The sequence below is a fragment of the Tunturiibacter empetritectus genome (assembly GCF_014201375.1).
GTDB lineage: Bacteria > Acidobacteriota > Terriglobia > Terriglobales > Acidobacteriaceae > Edaphobacter > Edaphobacter lichenicola_D.
Map to the genome: position 1 here is coordinate 661663 of NZ_JACHDZ010000001.1, position 16520 is coordinate 678182.

Genomic DNA, 16520 nt, shown 5'->3' on the forward strand with positions numbered 1-16520 from the left:
GAGAGAGTGATTCAGATACGAGATGCGCCTTTGTGGCGGGATTTGAGTTGAGGACGATGGCTGATTTTCTGTTTGAGATTGGGTTGGAAGAGGTTCCGGCGCGGATGATTGCGGGAGCGCAGGCGGAGCTGGAGCAGCGCGTGGTGAAGATGCTGGAGCGCGAGCGGCTGGTGCAGTCGGGTGCGGTGGCTAAGAGCTTTGCTACGCCGCGACGGCTGGCGGTATGGTTGAAAGGCGTTGCGGAGCAGCAGGAGGATGTAGCGGAGGAGCTGGTGGGGCCTTCGGTGAAGGTGGCTTATAAGGATGGGGTGGCGACACCGGCGGCGGTGGCGTTTGCGAAGAAGGCGGGGGTGCAGGTTGGGGCGCTGAAGACGATTACGAACGCCAAGGGAGAGTATCTTGCGGCGACCTCGGTGAAGGCAGGGCGTGGTGCGGCGGAGGTGATTGCGGCGGAGATGCCGAAGGAGCTGGCGGGGATCTACTGGGCGAAGAATATGTACTGGCGTGCGGGGCGGCCGGAGCGGTTTGTGAGGCCGGTGCGGTGGATGGTCGCGATGCTGGGTGAGAAGACGGTGCCGGTGGAGTTTGGTGGATATGTAGCTGGAAGTGTTACGTATGGGCACCGGGTGCTGTTTGGAGAGCAGGCGATTGTGCTGAAGGCTCCGGGGGAGTACGAGGATGCTTTGCTGGGCGGGTTCGTGGTTGCGGATGTGGAGGTGCGGCGGCAGAGGATTCGGAAGGCTTTGGATCATGTGACGAGGACTGTGCCGGGATTGCGGTGGCGTGAGGACCATGAGCTGGTGGACAAGCTGACGCAGTTGACGGAGTGGCCGACGGCGCTGCTGGGTGGATTTGAGAAGGAGTACCTGGCGCTGCCTGAGGAGGTTCTGGTGACGGTGATGCGGGATCACCAGAACTACTTTGCGGTGGAGACTGGATCTCCAAAGACGGGGGACGGGAAGCTTGCACCGTACTTTCTCGCGGTGCTGAATACCGAGGCCGATGAGGCTGGGGTTGCGGTGATTCGGCATGGCAATGAACGGGTGCTGAGAGCGCGGTTCAACGATGCTCGATTCTTCTGGGAGTTTGACCAGCGGGTGCCGTTGATCGAACGGGTTGCGCTGCTGGAGCATGTGACGTTTCAGAAAGATCTGGGGAGCTATGCGGCGAAGGCGGAGCGGGTGCGCGAGCTTTGCAAGAGGTTGGTCGGCAAGATAGAGGGCCGTGGATTTGCCGTAGATACGAACGCGCTTTTGGATGCGGCTTCTTTGGCGAAGACGGATCTTACGACTGAGTTGGTGAAGGAGTTTACAGAGTTGCAGGGTGAGGTGGGTGGGCTTTATGCGCGTGCGCAGGGGATCAGGCCGGCGGCTTGTGATGCGATTTATGACCAGTACAGGCCTGTGTCGATGGAGGATAGGATTCCGAGGACTGCGGAGGGACAGTTACTGGCCATTGCGGATAAAGCAGACACGATCGCCGGCATGTTTGGATTGGGACTTGAACCGACGGGGTCGAAGGATCCGTTTGCTCTGCGACGGGCGGCAAATGGGATTGTCAAAATTCTGGGGGAGAGTTCGGTTGAGCTTGGACTAGGAGAGATTTCTCGTGCCGCTGTAGGCGGAGACGAAGAGCTTGTGCGGAAGATTGAGGTCTTTTTTGCGGAGCGGCTTGAGTTCTATCTGCGTGAGGCGAAGGGACAGGCCTATGACGTGGTGAAGGCTGTTTTGGCTATTGAGGCTAATGATGTTCGGGATGCGGTAGCGAGGGCGGAGGCTGTGACGGCGGTGCGCGGCTCGGAGGATTTTGCTGCGGTGTCTTCGGCGTTCAAGCGGATGAAGAATATTCTTGCGCAGGCGAGAGAAAAGGGGATTGCGGCGTCGGCCCGTGTGGATATTGCGCTGCTGACGGAACCTGCGGAGAAGGCGCTGGCGGAGAAGTCGGCGGAGTTGGCGGCTAAGGTGAAGTGGCTGCGGGCGGAGAAGAGCTACAAGGCAGCGTTGGAGGAGATTGCTACGCTGCGGCCGCAGGTGGATGCGTTCTTCGAGGCGGTGATGGTGATGGCGCCGGATGAGGCAGTGCGGGCGAACCGGTTGGCGCTGCTCGAGAAGGTGCTCGGGGATTTCTCCGGGATCGCGGACTTTTCGGAGATCGTGATCGCGGGCTAGTGCGTGAGGAGCATGACGCCGAGCATGAAAAGAAAGACTGCGAAGAGGGAGCCCAGCGGGACGAGGACACCTTCGCGGAGGCCGCTCCAGCTAGTGCGGTCGAGCTCGCCGTCTTCGGCGCGAATGTTGGATTGGAAGGTCGGGGTTATTTCTTTCGATTCGATGTAGTTCATCTTCTTGTTTCCTGTGCGATGTGTCGCTAAGCATCCGGCAAAACGTTCAGGGAGAGGCTGCTTTGTCCCTGCTTCTTGTAAATTGATGCTGGATGCGAAGAAGGCATTTGTTGGTTGCCTTCTTCGTAGGGCCACTACGTTGTTCGTCATCATGCATGACGAAAACTATTGATGGCAAGGGTAACGCGAAGGGGTGGTGCCTTGAATGACACTTCCTGGGGATGCGCTTAGATCTGGAGTTGCACCAGCTCTGAGTGTTGCCGGGGCAGGAAGAGGTCGTTGCAGGGCATATCTCGTGAGGCGGGAAGTTCGCCGAGGGCCATCGCGGTCTCGTCGCAGGCGTTGCGGCGTCCGCAGTGCCGGCAGTCTTTGAGCACTTTGTCGTGGAAGACTTGTCGGTCGGCGACTTTGAAGTGGAAGTGCTCGAAGAAGGCGGGGATGCGGGTGAAGAGGCAGACGCATTGGATGCCGCGGGCGTTGGCCTGGCGCACGAGCTCGTGGACGAGCTGGCCGCCGGCTCCGCAGCCTTTGATGTTGGGACGGACGACGATGGAGCGGATCTCGGCAAGGTGCGGGCCGTAGATGTGGAGGGCAGCGCAGCCGAGGAACTGGTGGGTGTGGGTTTCGACGACGGTGAAGGTACGGATGTTGGCGCAGATCTCAGCGTAGGAACGGGGAAGGAGGGTGCCGTCGTGGGAGAAGCTGTCGATCAGTTGATGGATGGCGCGGGCGTCCTGCAGCTGCGCTTTGAGGGTTCGCAGGAAGATGGTTTTGGATTCGCTCCGGAGGGTGGTAGCCGGTGGTGGGCCGATGCGCGGCTTTATAGAAGTGGGTAAGGCTGTGGGGATGATTTGTGTTGTTGGGGGGAAGGGGGAGGTCGGAGGTTCCAGTACAGGGGACAATGCCATAGGACACTGCGCTTTTCTCATTGAAGATCGTGGGCCGGGCCCGGTTGGTGGTTTTCGGGTTGGCGTTTGGACTTCTGACGGGAGAGATGGCTTAGCTGCCGTAGTGGCGGCCTTCGCTCGCGGACTCCCATGGGATGGGGGCGAAGGTGCGCTGGAAGAAGGTGTTGTCGACGATGTAACGCTCGCGGTTTTCGCCTTCGATGATCCAGTCGCCGGGATAGGCTTTGCGCTGGCCGGCGTCAGTGAGGATGAGGGTGGGGTGGAGGCACTGGGTGGCGTTTACCAGGAGCGGTCTGCGGGTGCGAAAGGTGTTCATCTAACTCTCCTGTCGGCTCTTGCTTCAGCCGACTTTCTATATTTCAGCACTGCGTTCGTAAAGAAGGCATAAGAGATTTCGTTGAAGTTCGTAAAGACGCCTGAGCTCTGGTTTTTCTGCTTCCTGATGCTCTCCGGGCTTTTGAAAGTTGGCTTGAACTCTGGCGCGGCTGAAGCGGATCTCTTGTTCGGGACGTCTCAATGTGAGGGGCGGGGAGGGACGCGGTTGCTGATGACTATGTGGCCTATGCTGAAGGTGCGCTTTTCGAGCGAGGGTTGGGGCGTTGACATTAACTAGTCCAAAGACGCAGAGGAGGCCGGAGCTGGATGCGTTGCGCGGGCTGTTCCTAGTGTGGATGACGTTTACGCACATGCCGACGCACTTCAGCGACTTTGTGAATCAGCCGGTTGGTTTTGTGTCGTCGGCTGAGGGGTTTGTGTTTCTGTCGGCGATGCTGGTGGGCACGGTCTATCTGCGAGACACTTTGGAGGATGTGTCTGGTGTGATTGCGAGGCTGTGGCGGCGGACGGTGAAGATTTATGGGTATCACCTGCTGATGCTGGCGTTTGCGTTTACGATTGCGGCTGTATTTGCGGCTAAGACTCATCGGCCGGCAATCTATAACCTGATCAATTTTTATCTGGCTCATCCGAAGGAGGCGATACTTGGCGGAGTGCTGCTGATCTACTGCCCACCGCTCTTGGATATTCTGCCGATGTATGTGATCTTCATGTTTCTGACGCCGATTGCGCTGGCGGTGGGTGTGCGTTATGGGTGGAGATGGGTGCTGGGAGGGAGCGCGGCGCTGTGGGTTTGGGCGCAGTTTGGACTGCGGGAGCTGATGCATGATTGGACGGTGCGGGTGACTCATCTGCAGATTCCTTTGCAGGAGACAGGCGCGTTCAACCTGTTTGCGTGGCAGGGGGTTTGGATTGCGGGGCTATGGCTGGGGGCAAAGAGCGCTGAGGGCGAGATGCCGTTGAAGCGGGTTCCGGGATATGTGGTGGCGGTGTGCGGGGCGGTTTGTCTCTTTTTTCTCGGGGTGCGGCATCACTGGTTGGGGCCTGTGCTGACGCAGGAGTCGCTGGGGATTGGGTTGGACAAGTGGCAGATTGGGCCGATGCGGGTGGTGAATCTGGCGGCGTTCCTGATCGTCTGCTACTGGATGCGGCGGTTTCTGGTGAAGCTGATCTCGATTGAGCCGTTTTTGACGCTGGGAAAGGCTTCGCTGCAGGTGTTTTGCGCGCATGTGTTCTTTGTGTTCGTGGGGTTGACGCTGTTGTATGAAGATACTCCGCAGCTGCATGGTGCACGCGCTTATGGGGTGCTGTCTCTGACCTTTGCGGGGCTGATGGTGGTGGCGATGAGAGAGGCAAGGTTGCGCAGAGAGGCGCGGGTTGCAGCAGCGGCTGCTAAGGCAGCGGCGCAAGGTGAGACGGCGGTGGCTGAGAGCGCTAGTTGACGCGCTGGAGGCGGTCGATGAGCTTCTGAGCGAGGGGTTCGCCGGACTCGGTCCAGAGGAGGCGGCTGCTGATGCCGCAGTTTTTTTCGACCGAGAGGGTGAAGGCTAAGAGCATCTCTACGTTCTGCTGGATGTGTTTGGTGGCGGCTTCGTCGAGCTGCTCGTCTTCGAGGGTCTCGGCGAGCCAGGGTGTGTCGAGGCCAAAGTCGACGCGGATGTGGCCGTTCTGGTCGAAGCTGGCATCGTCGAACTTGGGGCCGAAGCCGAGGATGCGGACCGTGGCGGGCTGGAGTTTCCAGAGGGTATCGAGGGCGGCGGACTCGAATTCGGGGTCGATGTCGGAGTCGGGATCGATGTCCGGGTTGGGGTAGTTGGGATCGATCTCCGGGGACCAGAGCTTCCAGCGCATCTCGAACTCGTAGGCCATGTCGTCGTGGAGCTGTTCGGTGGCTTCGGCTACGGCGTTTTCGATGATGGAGCCGGAGGTGTCCTGGTTTTCCTCGGCGCGGTCGTCGTTGACGTAGATGCGCTGGTAGGTGGGTGCCTCGGTGAAGCTGATGGGATAGACGCTGGCTGCAACTACGCGCTTTTCTCCACTGATGAGTGCGAACTGGCGCATGACTGAGACCATGCTCGCGGGGAGGGTGTCGAAGCGGAAGTTGGGGAACCAGAGACTGAGGTAGAGCTGATCGGCCATGGTTCTAGTTTAGTCCTTTCAGATATTTTGATGAGTTGTCCTGCCGGACGGGCCCACTGCGCTAGGCCACCCCACGAACGAAGACCTGTTCGTGGGGACCCGGTTCGCGCGGGCGTTCGCACGCCTTTAGAGCTTCGCGTGGTCCTCCCGTTGGTCGGGGGAAGATGATTCCGACCAACGGGAGGCCTTATGCTGCTCATCTTGCCGAGACCGGTATACGCGTCACGAAGTGACCGCTCCAGGCGCAGTGGGCCCGTCCGGCAGGACTGTCTTGTGGAATGAGAAGATAGAAGGTGAATGAACGTTTCGGTAGAACGGCTGCGGGTCTGGTTGCTGGCAGGTGCTGGCTTGCTGGTGATCGTGATCGCCTCTTTTCTGGGATATGCCCACTACCGGGCGCACCGGTTTCTGACCAATCTGCCGAAGAAGCTGGGGGTGAATGTTCGGCGAGAGACCAACGGGTTCACCTATTCACAGTCGGTGCAGGGTCGGACGATCTATACGGTTCATGCGGCGAAGGCGGTGGAACGCGCGGATGGCAAGGTGACGCTGCACGATGTGGGGATCGTGCTGTATGGGCGGAAGGAGGATCGAGCCGACAGGATCTACGGGAAAGAGTTTGAGTATGACCAGAAGAACGAGGTGATCCGGGCGGATGGGGAGGTGCATATCGATCTGCAGGCACCGGAGGCAGCGGATGCAAACGCGAAGATGGACTATGCGGCAGGGAAGGATCTGCATGGCGCGGGGACGGCGGAGGCTAAGGATGTGCGGCTGATCCACGTGACGACGAGCGGGCTGGTGTTCTTGCAGAAGCTTGGAGTGGCGGCGACGGATAACGAGATCGAGTTCGAGTCGGGTGGGCTGACGGGACATGCGGTGGGCGCGGACTACAACTCGGATACGGGTGTGGTGGTGCTGCACTCGGCGGTAAGGGTGAATGGGCTGGAGCGTGACAGGCCTGTGGTGTTGACGGCGTCGCGGGCGGAACTGGATCGGCAGAATGAGAGAGCGATGCTGACGCAGGCGAAGTATATGGCGGTGGGCGGCAAGGGAGGTGCGGAACAGACTGCGCAGGCGAGGAATGTGGTGGTGCATTTGCGGCCGGATGGGACGGCGGAACGGATTGAGGCGGAGGGAGAGGTGACGCTCATGAATGGAATGGGCGGTGTGGTTGCGGCTCCGCGAGGCGAGATGACGTTGAGTGCGCAGAGTCAGCCGCAATCGGTGGTGATGCTGGGTGGGGTGAAGTACTCGGTGGATGAACCGCTGCGGCAGGCCAAGGGAGAGGCGGAAGAAGGACGGGCGGGGTTCGACAAGGCGGGCAGGCCGGAGCATGTGGTGATGACAGGCGCGGTGCATCTGAACGAACGGATTCGGACGGATGCGTCTGGTGAGGCGTGGGGCGAGCGTGAGTTGAATGCGGGGCAGGTGGAGCTGGCTTTATTAGCAGGCGCCGCTGGGAAGGAAGAGTTGCGCGATGCGAAGGCCACGGGGGATGCGCGGTTGAAGGTGATGAATCCAGCTGCCAAGGGCGGTGGGCCGACGAGTAGTGCGTTGGCTGGAGATGTTTTGACGGCACACTTTGTGCGCGTGGGGAGTGCTAACCATCTTGCGGAGGTGCACGGCGACGGGCACACGGCGATGCGTCGAGTGAATGGGAAGGGAGTTGTCGATACGAGCTCGGGGGATTCGCTGGTGGCGCACTTTCGGCCTGTGAGCGCGGGTGCGGCGCGTGGGGCGAATGCTACTGGTATAGGGCAGGGCGCGGATGAGATTACGAGCGCGACGGAGCAGGGGCATGTGGTGATGACGGAGCTGCCGGTGAAGAAACCGGGAGATTCTGCGGCTCCGGTAGAGGAGAGATTGACTGCGGAAAAGGCTATTTACGACGGTGAACTGGAACGGACGACGTTGACGGGCAGCGTGCAGGCGAGCAATGGGACGAGCGTGTTGTGGGCGGATCGGGTGGTGACGGAGCAGCAGACGGGAGATGCTACGGCGGATGGTTCGGTGAAGGCGAGTTTCAGTCAGGTGGGGAGTGCGGCGGAGCCGGTGCATGTGCTGGCATTGCGTGCGGAGTTGAAGCATGATTCGCAGGTGGCGAAGTTTTATGGGGCGGGAGCTAATGGCAAGCCGGCTCGGTTGTGGCAGGGAGCTTCGCAGGTGGACGCTCCGGTGATTGAGTTTGAACAGAAGCAGAAGAGGCTGCTGGCGCACGGCGTGGGACAGGGTGCTCCTGGTGCAGTGCATACTGTGTTGGTGAGTGCCGGGACTGGTGTCAAAACGGATTCGGCGAAGACCGGTAAGCAGGCGGCCGACGGGAAGCAAGTGGGCGGGAAGGCCGGCGTGGTTCGGGTGATTAGCCGGGATCTGGTTTATTCGGATGAGGCACGCAGGGCGGATTTTACAGGTGGGGTCCAGGTGGATAGCGCGGATGGAACCATGCGCGGACAGCAGGCTGTGGTGTATCTGCAGGCGGCTCCGGCTAATGGTGGGAAAAAGGCTGATGGTGCGGCGGGTGGAGGATTTATGGGTGGCAATGTGGAGAGGGTTGTGGCGAGTGGGCATATCGAGATGCAACAGCCTGGCCGGCGTGCCAGCGGGGAGCAGCTGGTGTATATGGCGAGCGATGGCATGTTTGTTTTGACGGGGACACCGACCGCGTTACCGAAGGTTGTAGATGATCAGCGGGGGACCGTGACAGGTACGTCTTTGCGATTCCACAGCGGAGATGAGAACGTCGTGGTTTCTAATGAAGGAGAGAGTGGCGCGGGACAGCGTGTGCGCACGGAGACACGGGTGAAGAACAAGGAATGAAGACCTTATCGACGGAGGAGATCGGCAAGTCGTACGGCGGCCGCCAGGTGGTGAAGGGAGTGAGCCTTGAGATCGAACAGGGCGAGGTGGTTGGGCTGCTTGGGCCGAACGGCGCGGGGAAGACGACGAGTTTCTACATGATCGTTGGGCTGGTGCGTCCGGATTCCGGGCGCGTGCTTGCGGATGGGCACGACATTAGTCGGCTGCCGATGTATCTGCGAGCAAGGAACTATGGGATTAGCTATCTGCCGCAGGAGCCTTCGGTGTTTCGCAAGCTGACGGTGCAGGACAACATCCTGGCCGTGCTGGAGGCGCAGCAGTTGAGCTGGGAGAGCCGGCGGACGCGCACGGAAAAGCTGATTGAGCAGCTGAATCTAGGCCATGTGCGGAAGACGCGGGGGTATGCGTTGAGCGGGGGAGAGCGCAGGCGGGTGGAGATTGCGCGGTGCCTGGCGATCGAACCGGCGTTCATTCTGCTGGATGAACCGTTTTCGGGTATCGATCCAATTGCTGTGCTGGACCTGCAGGAGATCATCTTCGGGTTGAAGAAGAGTGGGATTGGGGTGTTGATTACGGACCACAATGTGCGAGAGACTTTGTCCGTAACTGACAGGGCTTACATCATCGCTGAGGGGAAGATTTTTAAGGCTGGAACGCCGGGCGAGCTGGGGCGCGATCCTGAGGTGCGGCGGATCTATCTGGGCGAAAACTTCTCGATGAGTTAACGAGCTGTAACTTTACAACTTCTGTTGTAAGGCAGAGATGCTATCGGTGCAGGGCGCGCAGCCTTTGACAGCGTTAGACTTACAGCGAGATCGAGGCAGGGCGTGTAGACTTTGGCCAAGTCAGGGAATGGCGCTCTGTTTGAAATTAATTGCACAATGAGCACGAGACTTGCCAAATGGCAGATCCGGAGCAAAGTTAAAGTAATCAGGTCGTGAGGGAATAACGTGTTGCTGCAACCGAAGCTGAACTTGAAAGTCTCGCAACGACAGGTATTGACACCTGGACTGGTGCAGATGGTCAGCGTACTGGCGCTGAACAAGCTCGAGCTGAGAGAGATGATCAACACCGAGATGGTGGAGAATCCGGTGCTGGAGGAGTTGGAAGAGTCGGTTGCCACATTGGATGAGAGAGCAGGTCTTGAGGGGGATCGGGAGCGCTCGGCGGAAGATGTGGCCGCGGAGAGCGAGAGGGTAGAAAAGGACCCGTTCGACGAGATCGACTTTGGCAGCTACTTTCAGGATTATCTTGATCCTGGCTTTAGGACCGCTTCGAACTTTGAGGAGTACGACAAGCCGTCGTTCGAGAACTTTCTTTCGCAGCCGAGTACGCTAAGCGACCATCTGGCGTGGCAGCTGGGTTCGCTGACCTTGAGCCCAGAGGTGCGCGCTGCGGCAGAGTTGGTGGTGGGGAATCTGAATGAAAATGGCTACCTGACAGCAAGCGACGAGGAGTTGGTGGAAGCTCTGCTACAGATGCAGGAGCCGGAACGTTCGGAGCCGATTCCATTTGACCGTGGGGCCCGCAGCAGATCGGCGCGGGTGTGGGATCTTCCGGAGAAAAAGGAAGAGCGCGACCACTCTGTGGACGGCGAGTCGCTGGATTTAGCGGCTGCGTCCGACGAGACGTCTGGTGTGTTTTTGGCGGCGGTTCGCGAGGCACGGAAGGTGGTTAATTTCCTTGATCCGGTAGGGGTAGGGTCAAGAGATTTGCGGGAGTGTCTGCTGATTCAGATATGTGCTCAGCAGGGCGAGGCGGCGATCGTGCTGCGACGCCAACAGATGCACGCTGCAGAGAAGGCTGCAAGAAATGGTGCAGCCGGCGCCAGCGATGAAGACTATGGCGCGATCGAGGCGGTTGCAGCCTCGGATAGTCCGGGGCGTGAAGATGTCTTCAGTATCGCGACACACATTGTGACGAACTGCCTGCCGCTGTTGCAGAAGAAGGATATGCGCGAGCTGACACGGAGCTGCGGGCGGACGGCGGATGAGGTGAATGCGGCGGTGGAGTTTATCCGTACCTTGGATCCGCGGCCGGGACAGCGGTATAACCACAGCGAAACACGGCTCATTGAGCCGGATGTGGCGTTTGTGAAGCGCGACGATGTCTATGTTGTACTGATGAACGAAGAGGATATGCCTACGCTTCGGTTGAACCAGGGCTATCGCAAGATGCTGCAACAGAAGCAGACGGAGAAGGAAGTCAAAGAGTACGTGAAGGAGCGGTACAAATCGGCGATTCAACTGCTGCGGAACATCGAGCAGAGGAAGAATACGATCGTGCGGACGTGTGAGGTGATCGTCAGGCGGCAGCAGGAGTTTCTCGAGCATGGGGTCAACGCTCTGAAGCCGATGATGATTAAAGAGGTTGCGGAGGAGATTGGGGTGCATCCTTCGACAGTTAGCCGCGCGGTGGCGAATAAGTATGTGCATACCTCGCAGGGCGTGTTCGAGCTGCGCTTTTTCTTCTCCGAGGGAGTGAATGGGCCTGAGGGTGGGGATCTGCCGCTGGTGCTGCTGAAGCGAAAGGTTAAGAAGCTGATCGAGGAAGAGGATGAGCGGAAGCCGCTGACGGACGATCAACTGGCGGCTGAGTTGCAGCGGCAGGGGATTCAGGTGACCCGAAGGACGGTCGCGAAGTACCGGGAAGATATGCAGATTCCAAGTACGCACCAGCGTCGTGTACGCTGATCGTCTGCGAAAGATCCGAACCGATCGCGGGAACGAGGTAAGCGTATGGACGTGGAGTACACCGGCAGACAGACGACTATTACAAAAAAGCTGAAGTCACAGACCGAGGAAGGCGTGGAGGCGATTGCGAAGATCGTCGGCAACTCCGGCAGCGTGCATGTGATTTTGTCCACGGACAAGTATCGGCAGATCGCCGAGGTGACGGTGCAGACCAGGCATCAGAAGCTGGTAGCACGGTGTGAGGCGACGGACATGATCGTCGCGCTGCATGATGCGCTGGCGAAGATTGAACAGCAGGCGATTCGGCACAAGAAGAGATACGGGACGATCAAGCGGCATCCCAAGTCGGATTTGAAGGGAGCTGCGGTTGAAGCAGCGCCGGTTGTGCGCAAGACCGCCGCAGTAAAGGTGGCGACGAAGAACAGTGTTGGCCGTAAGGCAGTGCCGATGCTGGTGCACTCTTTTCCTTCTCACTCGCCGCTTGCGGAGCCGCATGTGGTGCGGTCGAATGATTCGGTTGCGCTGCGGCCGATGTCGATCGAGGAGGCAGTGAAGGAGGCTGCGTTTCGCGACCGCGAGGTGTTTGTGTTTCGTGACCATGGCGGGCAGGCGATGGTGCTCTATCGCAAGCGTGACGGGAAGATGGAGCTGATTGAAGTTCCTTAGAGCGCGGTTCTTTAGACTGGGATGCTAGGATTTCTGCATGACGAGCAAGCGGGTCACGAAGAGTTCTGTGAAGTCATCCACTGGAACACGCAGGAAGAAAATCGTGGAGGTCGCGCTTCCGGAACACCGGGGCGAGTTGGTCATTCTGACGGGGCTTTCGGGGTCGGGAAAGCTGTCGGCGCTGAAGGCGTTTGAGGATCTAGGCTATTACTCGGTCGACAATTTGCCGCTGGAGTTAGTGCCGAGTTTTGCGGATCTTGTTCGGCAGTCCGCGGAGATCGAACGCGCGGCGCTGGTGGTCGATGTGCGCGAAGGCATGCGACTGGATCAGTTCCCGTCGATTCTGAAGAAGGTTCTGAAGATACTGCCTACGCGAGTCCTTTTCCTGGAGGCTAGCGAAGACGCGCTGATTCGGCGATTCTCCGAGACGCGGCGGCCTCATCCGATGGGAGGCAGCGATACTGTCGTAAAGTCGATTCGGGCCGAACGCAAGCGGCTCGATCCGATTCGCAATGTCGCCGACATCGTGTTGGATACGACGAAGTTCAACGTGCATGATCTTCGGGCGCATATCAACTCGCAGTTTGAACGCGAGGAGAGCGGACGGGCTCTGATGATCTCGTCGAACAGCTTTGGTTTCAAGAATGGCGTGCCTGCAGAGGCCGATCTGGTGTTTGACGTGCGGTTTTTGCCGAATCCTCACTTCGTGCCGGAGTTTCGCAAACTGACTGGGAAGCACCCTAAGGTCGCGAAGTACGTCCTGCAGTTTCCTCAGACGAAGGAGTTTTTAGATAAGACTGCCGAGATGTTGAAGTTTCTTCTGCCTCACTACATCAAGGAAGGGAAGAGTTACCTGACGGTGGCGTTTGGATGCACCGGAGGCCAGCATCGGTCCGTCTTTATCGCGGAAGAGATGAAGAAGCGGATGGCGGCTGAGGGATATCGAGTGAAGACCGCTCATCGGGATATGCCGAAGTAGCTGCTGCGCGCGGCTGCACACAGAAGAAGGCACGCAATAGAATAGTGAGATGCGCGATGCAATGGCGACAATCGGGAGAGTGACGGCTTGAGGCGCATCTGGCGATTGCTGCTGTATGTACGGCCGTATGCCCTTTATTCGGCGGCGTCGGTGGCATTGATGGCTGTAGTGGGCGCGATGGCGGCGTTTCGCGTGTTGCTGGTAAAGCCAATCTTCGACAATGTGTTAAGCCCGGATGCGTACACGCATGATGTGCTGGTGTTCCCTCATGTTCCTCTTCTTGGCAGGCCGTTGAACCTGCACTTTCTGGTTCCGAGCCCACTGCATAATGCGTGGACGGTGGTGGCGTATGCGCTGGTGGTCTCTGCCCTGGTGAAGTCTGTGTGTGATTATGTGGGGACTTACCTGGTCAACTACGCGGGCTTCGGGATGATTACCGACCTGCGCAACGATCTGTACAACGCAGTGCTGCGTCGTTCCGTGGGCTTCTTTCAGAAACATACGACGGGCACTTTGCTGTCGACGCTGATCAACGATATCGAGCGCGTGCAGACTGCGATGTCGAGCGTGCTGGGGGAGTTTCTGCAGCAGATATTCACGTTGATCTTTATGATCGGCGTGGCGATTTTTTATGGTGGAAAGCTGGCCTGGGTATTGTTGCTGTTCGTTCCTGTGGTGATCTCCTCGGCGCGGCGCATTGGGCGGAGAGTTCGGCAGACGACTCGCAAGGGGCAGGATAAGCTGGCAGAGATCCAGAATATTATTCACGAGACGATTACGGGCAATCGAATTGTGAAGGCCTTCGGCATGGAGTTGTGGGAGATGAACCGCTTCCGGCGTGCGGCGCGGAGACTGTTCAGCGCCAATCTGCGGTCGGTGAGTGTGCAGGCGATCAGCTCTCCGTTGATGGATGGGCTTGGTTCGGTTGCGATTGCACTGCTGTTGCTGCTTGGCCGCGACCGCATCAAGAGCGGCTCGATGACGATCGGGTCGTTTATCTCTTTCTTGATCGCGGTGTTTACGCTGTATGATCCGGTGCGGAAGTTTGCGCTGTTTTATAACAGCTTTCAGCAGGCGCTGGGGGCAAGCGAAGAGATCTTCAAGTTTATGGATGCGCAGGACGATGTGCAGGAGAAGAAGCGCGCGTTTGTGTTGAAGGAGTTTCAGGAGGAGATCCGTTTTGAAGATGTTGGCTTCGCTTATGAGAGCGACGGCGAAGTAAAACAGGTGCTGCGTGGGATTAACTTGAACGTGCGGCCGGGTGAAGTCATCGCGTTTGTTGGTCCGAGCGGAGCGGGCAAGTCCTCGCTGGTGAATTTGATTCCGCGTTTCTTCGATGTAAATGAAGGAAGGATCCTGCTGGATGGGCACGATCTGCGGGACGTGACGATTGCTTCGCTGCGGCAACAGATTGGCAAGGTGACGCAGGAGACGGTCCTGTTCAACGACACGGTGCGGAATAACATCGCTTACGGTCAACCAGATGTTCCGATGAGCAAGGTGGAAGAGGCGGCGCGGATGGCGTTGGCACATGAGTTCATTCTCAACATGCCCGACGGGTATAACACGATGGTTGGTGAGAAGGGGACGCGGCTGAGTGGGGGCGAACGTCAGAGACTGGCGATTGCTCGGGCAATCTTGAAGAATGCTCCGATCCTGATTCTGGATGAGGCGACATCGGCTCTCGACATGGAGAGCGAACAATATGTGCAGGCGGCGTTGGCGAACCTGATGCAGGGGCGGACGGTGTTTGTGATTGCACATCGCCTGTCGACCGTGCGGCGAGCCTCTCGGATTGCGGTGATTGAAGGCGGACAGATCACCGAGAGTGGTACGCATGATGAGCTGATGCAGCACTCGGGGACTTATCGGCGGCTCTATGACATGCAGTTTAGTGAGAATGACGTTGCACCCGGGAACAGTGAGGGCGTGCTTACGGTCGGGCTGGAGGGGATCGCGTGACGGACATTTATTCGATGACCGGGTACGCGAGTCTGCGCGGTGCGGTGCGGGATAGCATCGCTTTCACTTTGAGCATGAAGAGCGTGAACCATCGGTTTCTTGATCTCCATCTCCGGTTGCCTTCTTTCTGCGATGGCCTCGAGGTGCAGATGCGAAGGATGCTGAAGGAGAACCTTCGCCGGGGCCACATCGAGGTGACGTTGCAGGTCGAGCGAAGGGCGAACGTTGAGATTCAACTGAACGCGGGTTTGCTTGAGGCTTACGTCCAGGCGTTTCGCGAGGCTGCGGAGACGCATAACGTTTCGAGTGAGCCGGATCTGAATGCGATGCTGCGAATACCGGGTGTGATGAGCACTGAGGGCGTTGCTGGTGCGGCTGAGATTGAGGGCCTTGACGCGGCGGTGCTCTCGCTGGTCGTTCCGTTGGTTGGGAAGCTGAATGAGGGGCGAGCTCAGGAGGGTGCTTCGCTGGGGGCTGAGTTGACGGCCTCAATGCTTCGGTTGCAGGCGTTTGGGGAAGAGATGGCTGGGCTGAGGAACGGAGTGCGCGAGGCACAGTTTGAGCGGCTGCGCAGCCGGCTGATGGAGTTGACCGCGGGCGTTCCGGTGAGCGAGGAGCGATTGCTGGCTGAGGCTGCGGTACTGGCGGAGAAGAGCGATATCGAAGAGGAGATCGTTCGGTTGCGGACGCATGTGGAGCGCTTTGTGGCGATGCTGGAGGAGGGGGGCGAGCTGGGCAAGCGGCTGGACTTTCTGCTGCAGGAGCTGAACCGCGAGGCGAATACGATGTTGTCGAAGACCAGTGGAGCAGCGGGTGAGAATAGTTTGCGGATTACGGAGTTAGGACTCGAGATGAAGGCCGAGATCGAGAAGGCTCGGGAGCAGGTTCAGAATCTCGAGTAGCTACGCGAGCGCGGTTGTTAGACTGAGTGAAACAGTTTGATAGGTGATTGAGGCGCATGGCAGGAATTCTTTTTATCATTTCGGCGCCGTCGGGTTCGGGGAAGTCGACGCTGGTGAGTCAGCTGCGAACGTTGGTGGAGGGGTTGGATTTTTCGATTTCGTATACGACGCGGGCGCCACGGGGGTCGGAGACGGATGCGCGAGAGTATCACTTCACGACCCGGAAGGAGTTCGAGCGGATGATTGCGGCGGGAGATTTTCTGGAGTGGGCGGAGGTCTTCGGCAACTACTACGGGACGGCGATGTCGGCGCTGGGACATGCGAAGGATGCGGGAAAGGACCTGTTGCTGGACATTGATGTGCAGGGTGCGGTGCAGGTGATGAAGAAGATGCCGGCGGCGGTGTCGATCTTCATCTTGCCTCCTAGTCCGCAGGTGCTGGAGATGCGGCTGCGCAACCGGAGCGAGGCTGAGCATGTGACCTCGGAGGAGGTGATTCAGAGCCGGCTGGCGGAGGCTCGTACTGAGTTGAAGAAGATGTGGGACTACAAGTATGCGCTGGTGAACGATGTGCTTGACCAGGCTGTGGCGGAGCTGAGGGCGATTGTTTTGTGTGAGCGCGGCGAACGGGATGGGGTGCAGGCGCTGGCTTCGAGTTGCAGGACCGATGTTGCTTCTCCACGTTTGAAGAGGGCGTTGAGTACCTTTCACGATTAAGGACATGTTATCCACTACGAATTGTGTATGGGTTTTCTCCGGGGTGAGTTATAACTTC

General features: G+C 58.6%; 14 protein-coding genes. 10 read left to right on the plus strand and 4 right to left on the minus strand.

What is annotated here, in order from left to right; translation table 11 throughout:
- Window positions 1–56 precede the first annotated feature (56 nt).
- Complete coding sequence (glyS, locus tag HDF10_RS02905) at window positions 57–2168, plus strand: glycine--tRNA ligase subunit beta (protein WP_183810263.1); 2112 nt, start codon at window positions 57–59, stop codon at window positions 2166–2168.
- Here glyS and HDF10_RS02910 read toward each other — a convergent pair.
- The 3 genes from HDF10_RS02910 to HDF10_RS02920 all read right to left on the minus strand — a co-directional run bounded on the left by HDF10_RS02910 (window position 2165) and on the right by HDF10_RS02920 (window position 3565).
- Window positions 2165–2341: a hypothetical protein gene (locus HDF10_RS02910; protein ID WP_183810265.1), complete on the minus strand. Its 177-nt coding sequence runs from the start codon at window positions 2339–2341 to the stop codon at window positions 2165–2167. The genes glyS and HDF10_RS02910 overlap by 4 nt on opposite strands.
- A 227-nt stretch (window positions 2342–2568) precedes the next feature.
- A complete protein-coding gene (locus HDF10_RS02915) occupies window positions 2569–3249 on the minus strand; it encodes a GNAT family N-acetyltransferase (RefSeq protein ID WP_183810267.1) in 681 nt (226 codons plus the stop codon).
- Window positions 3250–3340: 91 nt separating this feature from the next.
- Window positions 3341–3565 (minus strand): hypothetical protein, encoded by a 225-nt coding sequence (locus HDF10_RS02920; RefSeq protein ID WP_183810269.1) that lies wholly within the window; start codon window positions 3563–3565, stop codon window positions 3341–3343.
- 283 nt (window positions 3566–3848) lie between these two features.
- On the opposite strand from HDF10_RS02920, the gene opgC reads away from it, so the two are divergent.
- Entirely contained in the window at window positions 3849–5027 is a 1179-nt protein-coding gene (opgC, locus tag HDF10_RS02925; protein ID WP_183810271.1) for an OpgC domain-containing protein, read from the plus strand.
- On the opposite strand, the gene HDF10_RS02930 is transcribed toward opgC, so the two are convergent.
- Window positions 5020–5724 carry a hypothetical protein gene (locus tag HDF10_RS02930; RefSeq protein WP_183810273.1) on the minus strand — a complete coding sequence of 235 codons (705 nt, stop codon included), beginning with the start codon at window positions 5722–5724 and terminating at the stop codon, window positions 5020–5022. The genes opgC and HDF10_RS02930 overlap by 8 nt on opposite strands.
- A 297-nt stretch (window positions 5725–6021) precedes the next feature.
- Between HDF10_RS02930 and HDF10_RS02935 the strand changes: the two genes are divergently transcribed.
- The 8 genes from HDF10_RS02935 (at window position 6022) to gmk (ending at window position 16462) form a co-directional block, all read left to right on the plus strand.
- Window positions 6022–8544 carry an LptA/OstA family protein gene (locus HDF10_RS02935; RefSeq protein ID WP_183810275.1) on the plus strand — a complete coding sequence of 841 codons (2523 nt, stop codon included), beginning with the start codon at window positions 6022–6024 and terminating at the stop codon, window positions 8542–8544.
- Window positions 8541–9269 carry an LPS export ABC transporter ATP-binding protein gene (gene lptB / locus HDF10_RS02940; protein WP_183810277.1) on the plus strand — a complete coding sequence of 243 codons (729 nt, stop codon included), beginning with the start codon at window positions 8541–8543 and terminating at the stop codon, window positions 9267–9269. Before HDF10_RS02935 ends, lptB begins: the two co-directional genes overlap by 4 nt.
- Before the next feature lie 225 nt (window positions 9270–9494).
- Window positions 9495–11237, plus strand: coding sequence for an RNA polymerase factor sigma-54 (rpoN, locus tag HDF10_RS02945; RefSeq protein ID WP_183810279.1), 1743 nt, complete (start codon window positions 9495–9497; stop codon window positions 11235–11237).
- A 45-nt stretch (window positions 11238–11282) separates the two neighbouring features.
- Window positions 11283–11903 (plus strand): ribosome hibernation-promoting factor, HPF/YfiA family, encoded by a 621-nt coding sequence (gene hpf, locus HDF10_RS02950; RefSeq protein WP_183810281.1) that lies wholly within the window; start codon window positions 11283–11285, stop codon window positions 11901–11903.
- Window positions 11904–11940: 37 nt separating this feature from the next.
- The gene (gene rapZ, locus HDF10_RS02955; RefSeq protein WP_183810283.1) at window positions 11941–12882 is read left to right on the plus strand and encodes an RNase adapter RapZ; all 942 of its coding nucleotides are present in this window, start codon (window positions 11941–11943) and stop codon (window positions 12880–12882) included.
- 87 nt (window positions 12883–12969) lie between these two features.
- Window positions 12970–14844, plus strand: a complete 1875-nt coding sequence (locus HDF10_RS02960) for an ABC transporter ATP-binding protein (RefSeq protein WP_183810285.1) — start codon at window positions 12970–12972, stop codon at window positions 14842–14844.
- Entirely contained in the window at window positions 14841–15746 is a 906-nt protein-coding gene (locus tag HDF10_RS02965; RefSeq protein ID WP_183810287.1) for a YicC/YloC family endoribonuclease, read from the plus strand. The genes HDF10_RS02960 and HDF10_RS02965 overlap by 4 nt, the downstream gene beginning before the upstream one ends.
- A 56-nt stretch (window positions 15747–15802) precedes the next feature.
- Window positions 15803–16462, plus strand: coding sequence for a guanylate kinase (gmk, locus tag HDF10_RS02970; RefSeq protein WP_183810289.1), 660 nt, complete (start codon window positions 15803–15805; stop codon window positions 16460–16462).
- The last annotated feature ends 58 nt before the right edge of the window (window positions 16463–16520 follow it).

Coding starts and splice junctions, on each gene's coding strand:
- glyS (WP_183810263.1), top strand. CDS start 57: ATGGCTGATTTTCTGTTTGAGATTGGGTTGGAAGAGGTTCCGGCGCGG.
- HDF10_RS02910 (WP_183810265.1), bottom strand. CDS start 2,341: ATGAACTACATCGAATCGAAAGAAATAACCCCGACCTTCCAATCCAAC.
- HDF10_RS02915 (WP_183810267.1), bottom strand. CDS start 3,249: ATGGCATTGTCCCCTGTACTGGAACCTCCGACCTCCCCCTTCCCCCCA.
- HDF10_RS02920 (WP_183810269.1), bottom strand. CDS start 3,565: ATGAACACCTTTCGCACCCGCAGACCGCTCCTGGTAAACGCCACCCAG.
- HDF10_RS02930 (WP_183810273.1), bottom strand. CDS start 5,724: ATGGCCGATCAGCTCTACCTCAGTCTCTGGTTCCCCAACTTCCGCTTC.
- HDF10_RS02935 (WP_183810275.1), top strand. CDS start 6,022: ATGAACGTTTCGGTAGAACGGCTGCGGGTCTGGTTGCTGGCAGGTGCT.
- lptB (WP_183810277.1), top strand. CDS start 8,541: ATGAAGACCTTATCGACGGAGGAGATCGGCAAGTCGTACGGCGGCCGC.
- hpf (WP_183810281.1), top strand. CDS start 11,283: ATGGACGTGGAGTACACCGGCAGACAGACGACTATTACAAAAAAGCTG.
- rapZ (WP_183810283.1), top strand. CDS start 11,941: ATGACGAGCAAGCGGGTCACGAAGAGTTCTGTGAAGTCATCCACTGGA.
- gmk (WP_183810289.1), top strand. CDS start 15,803: ATGGCAGGAATTCTTTTTATCATTTCGGCGCCGTCGGGTTCGGGGAAG.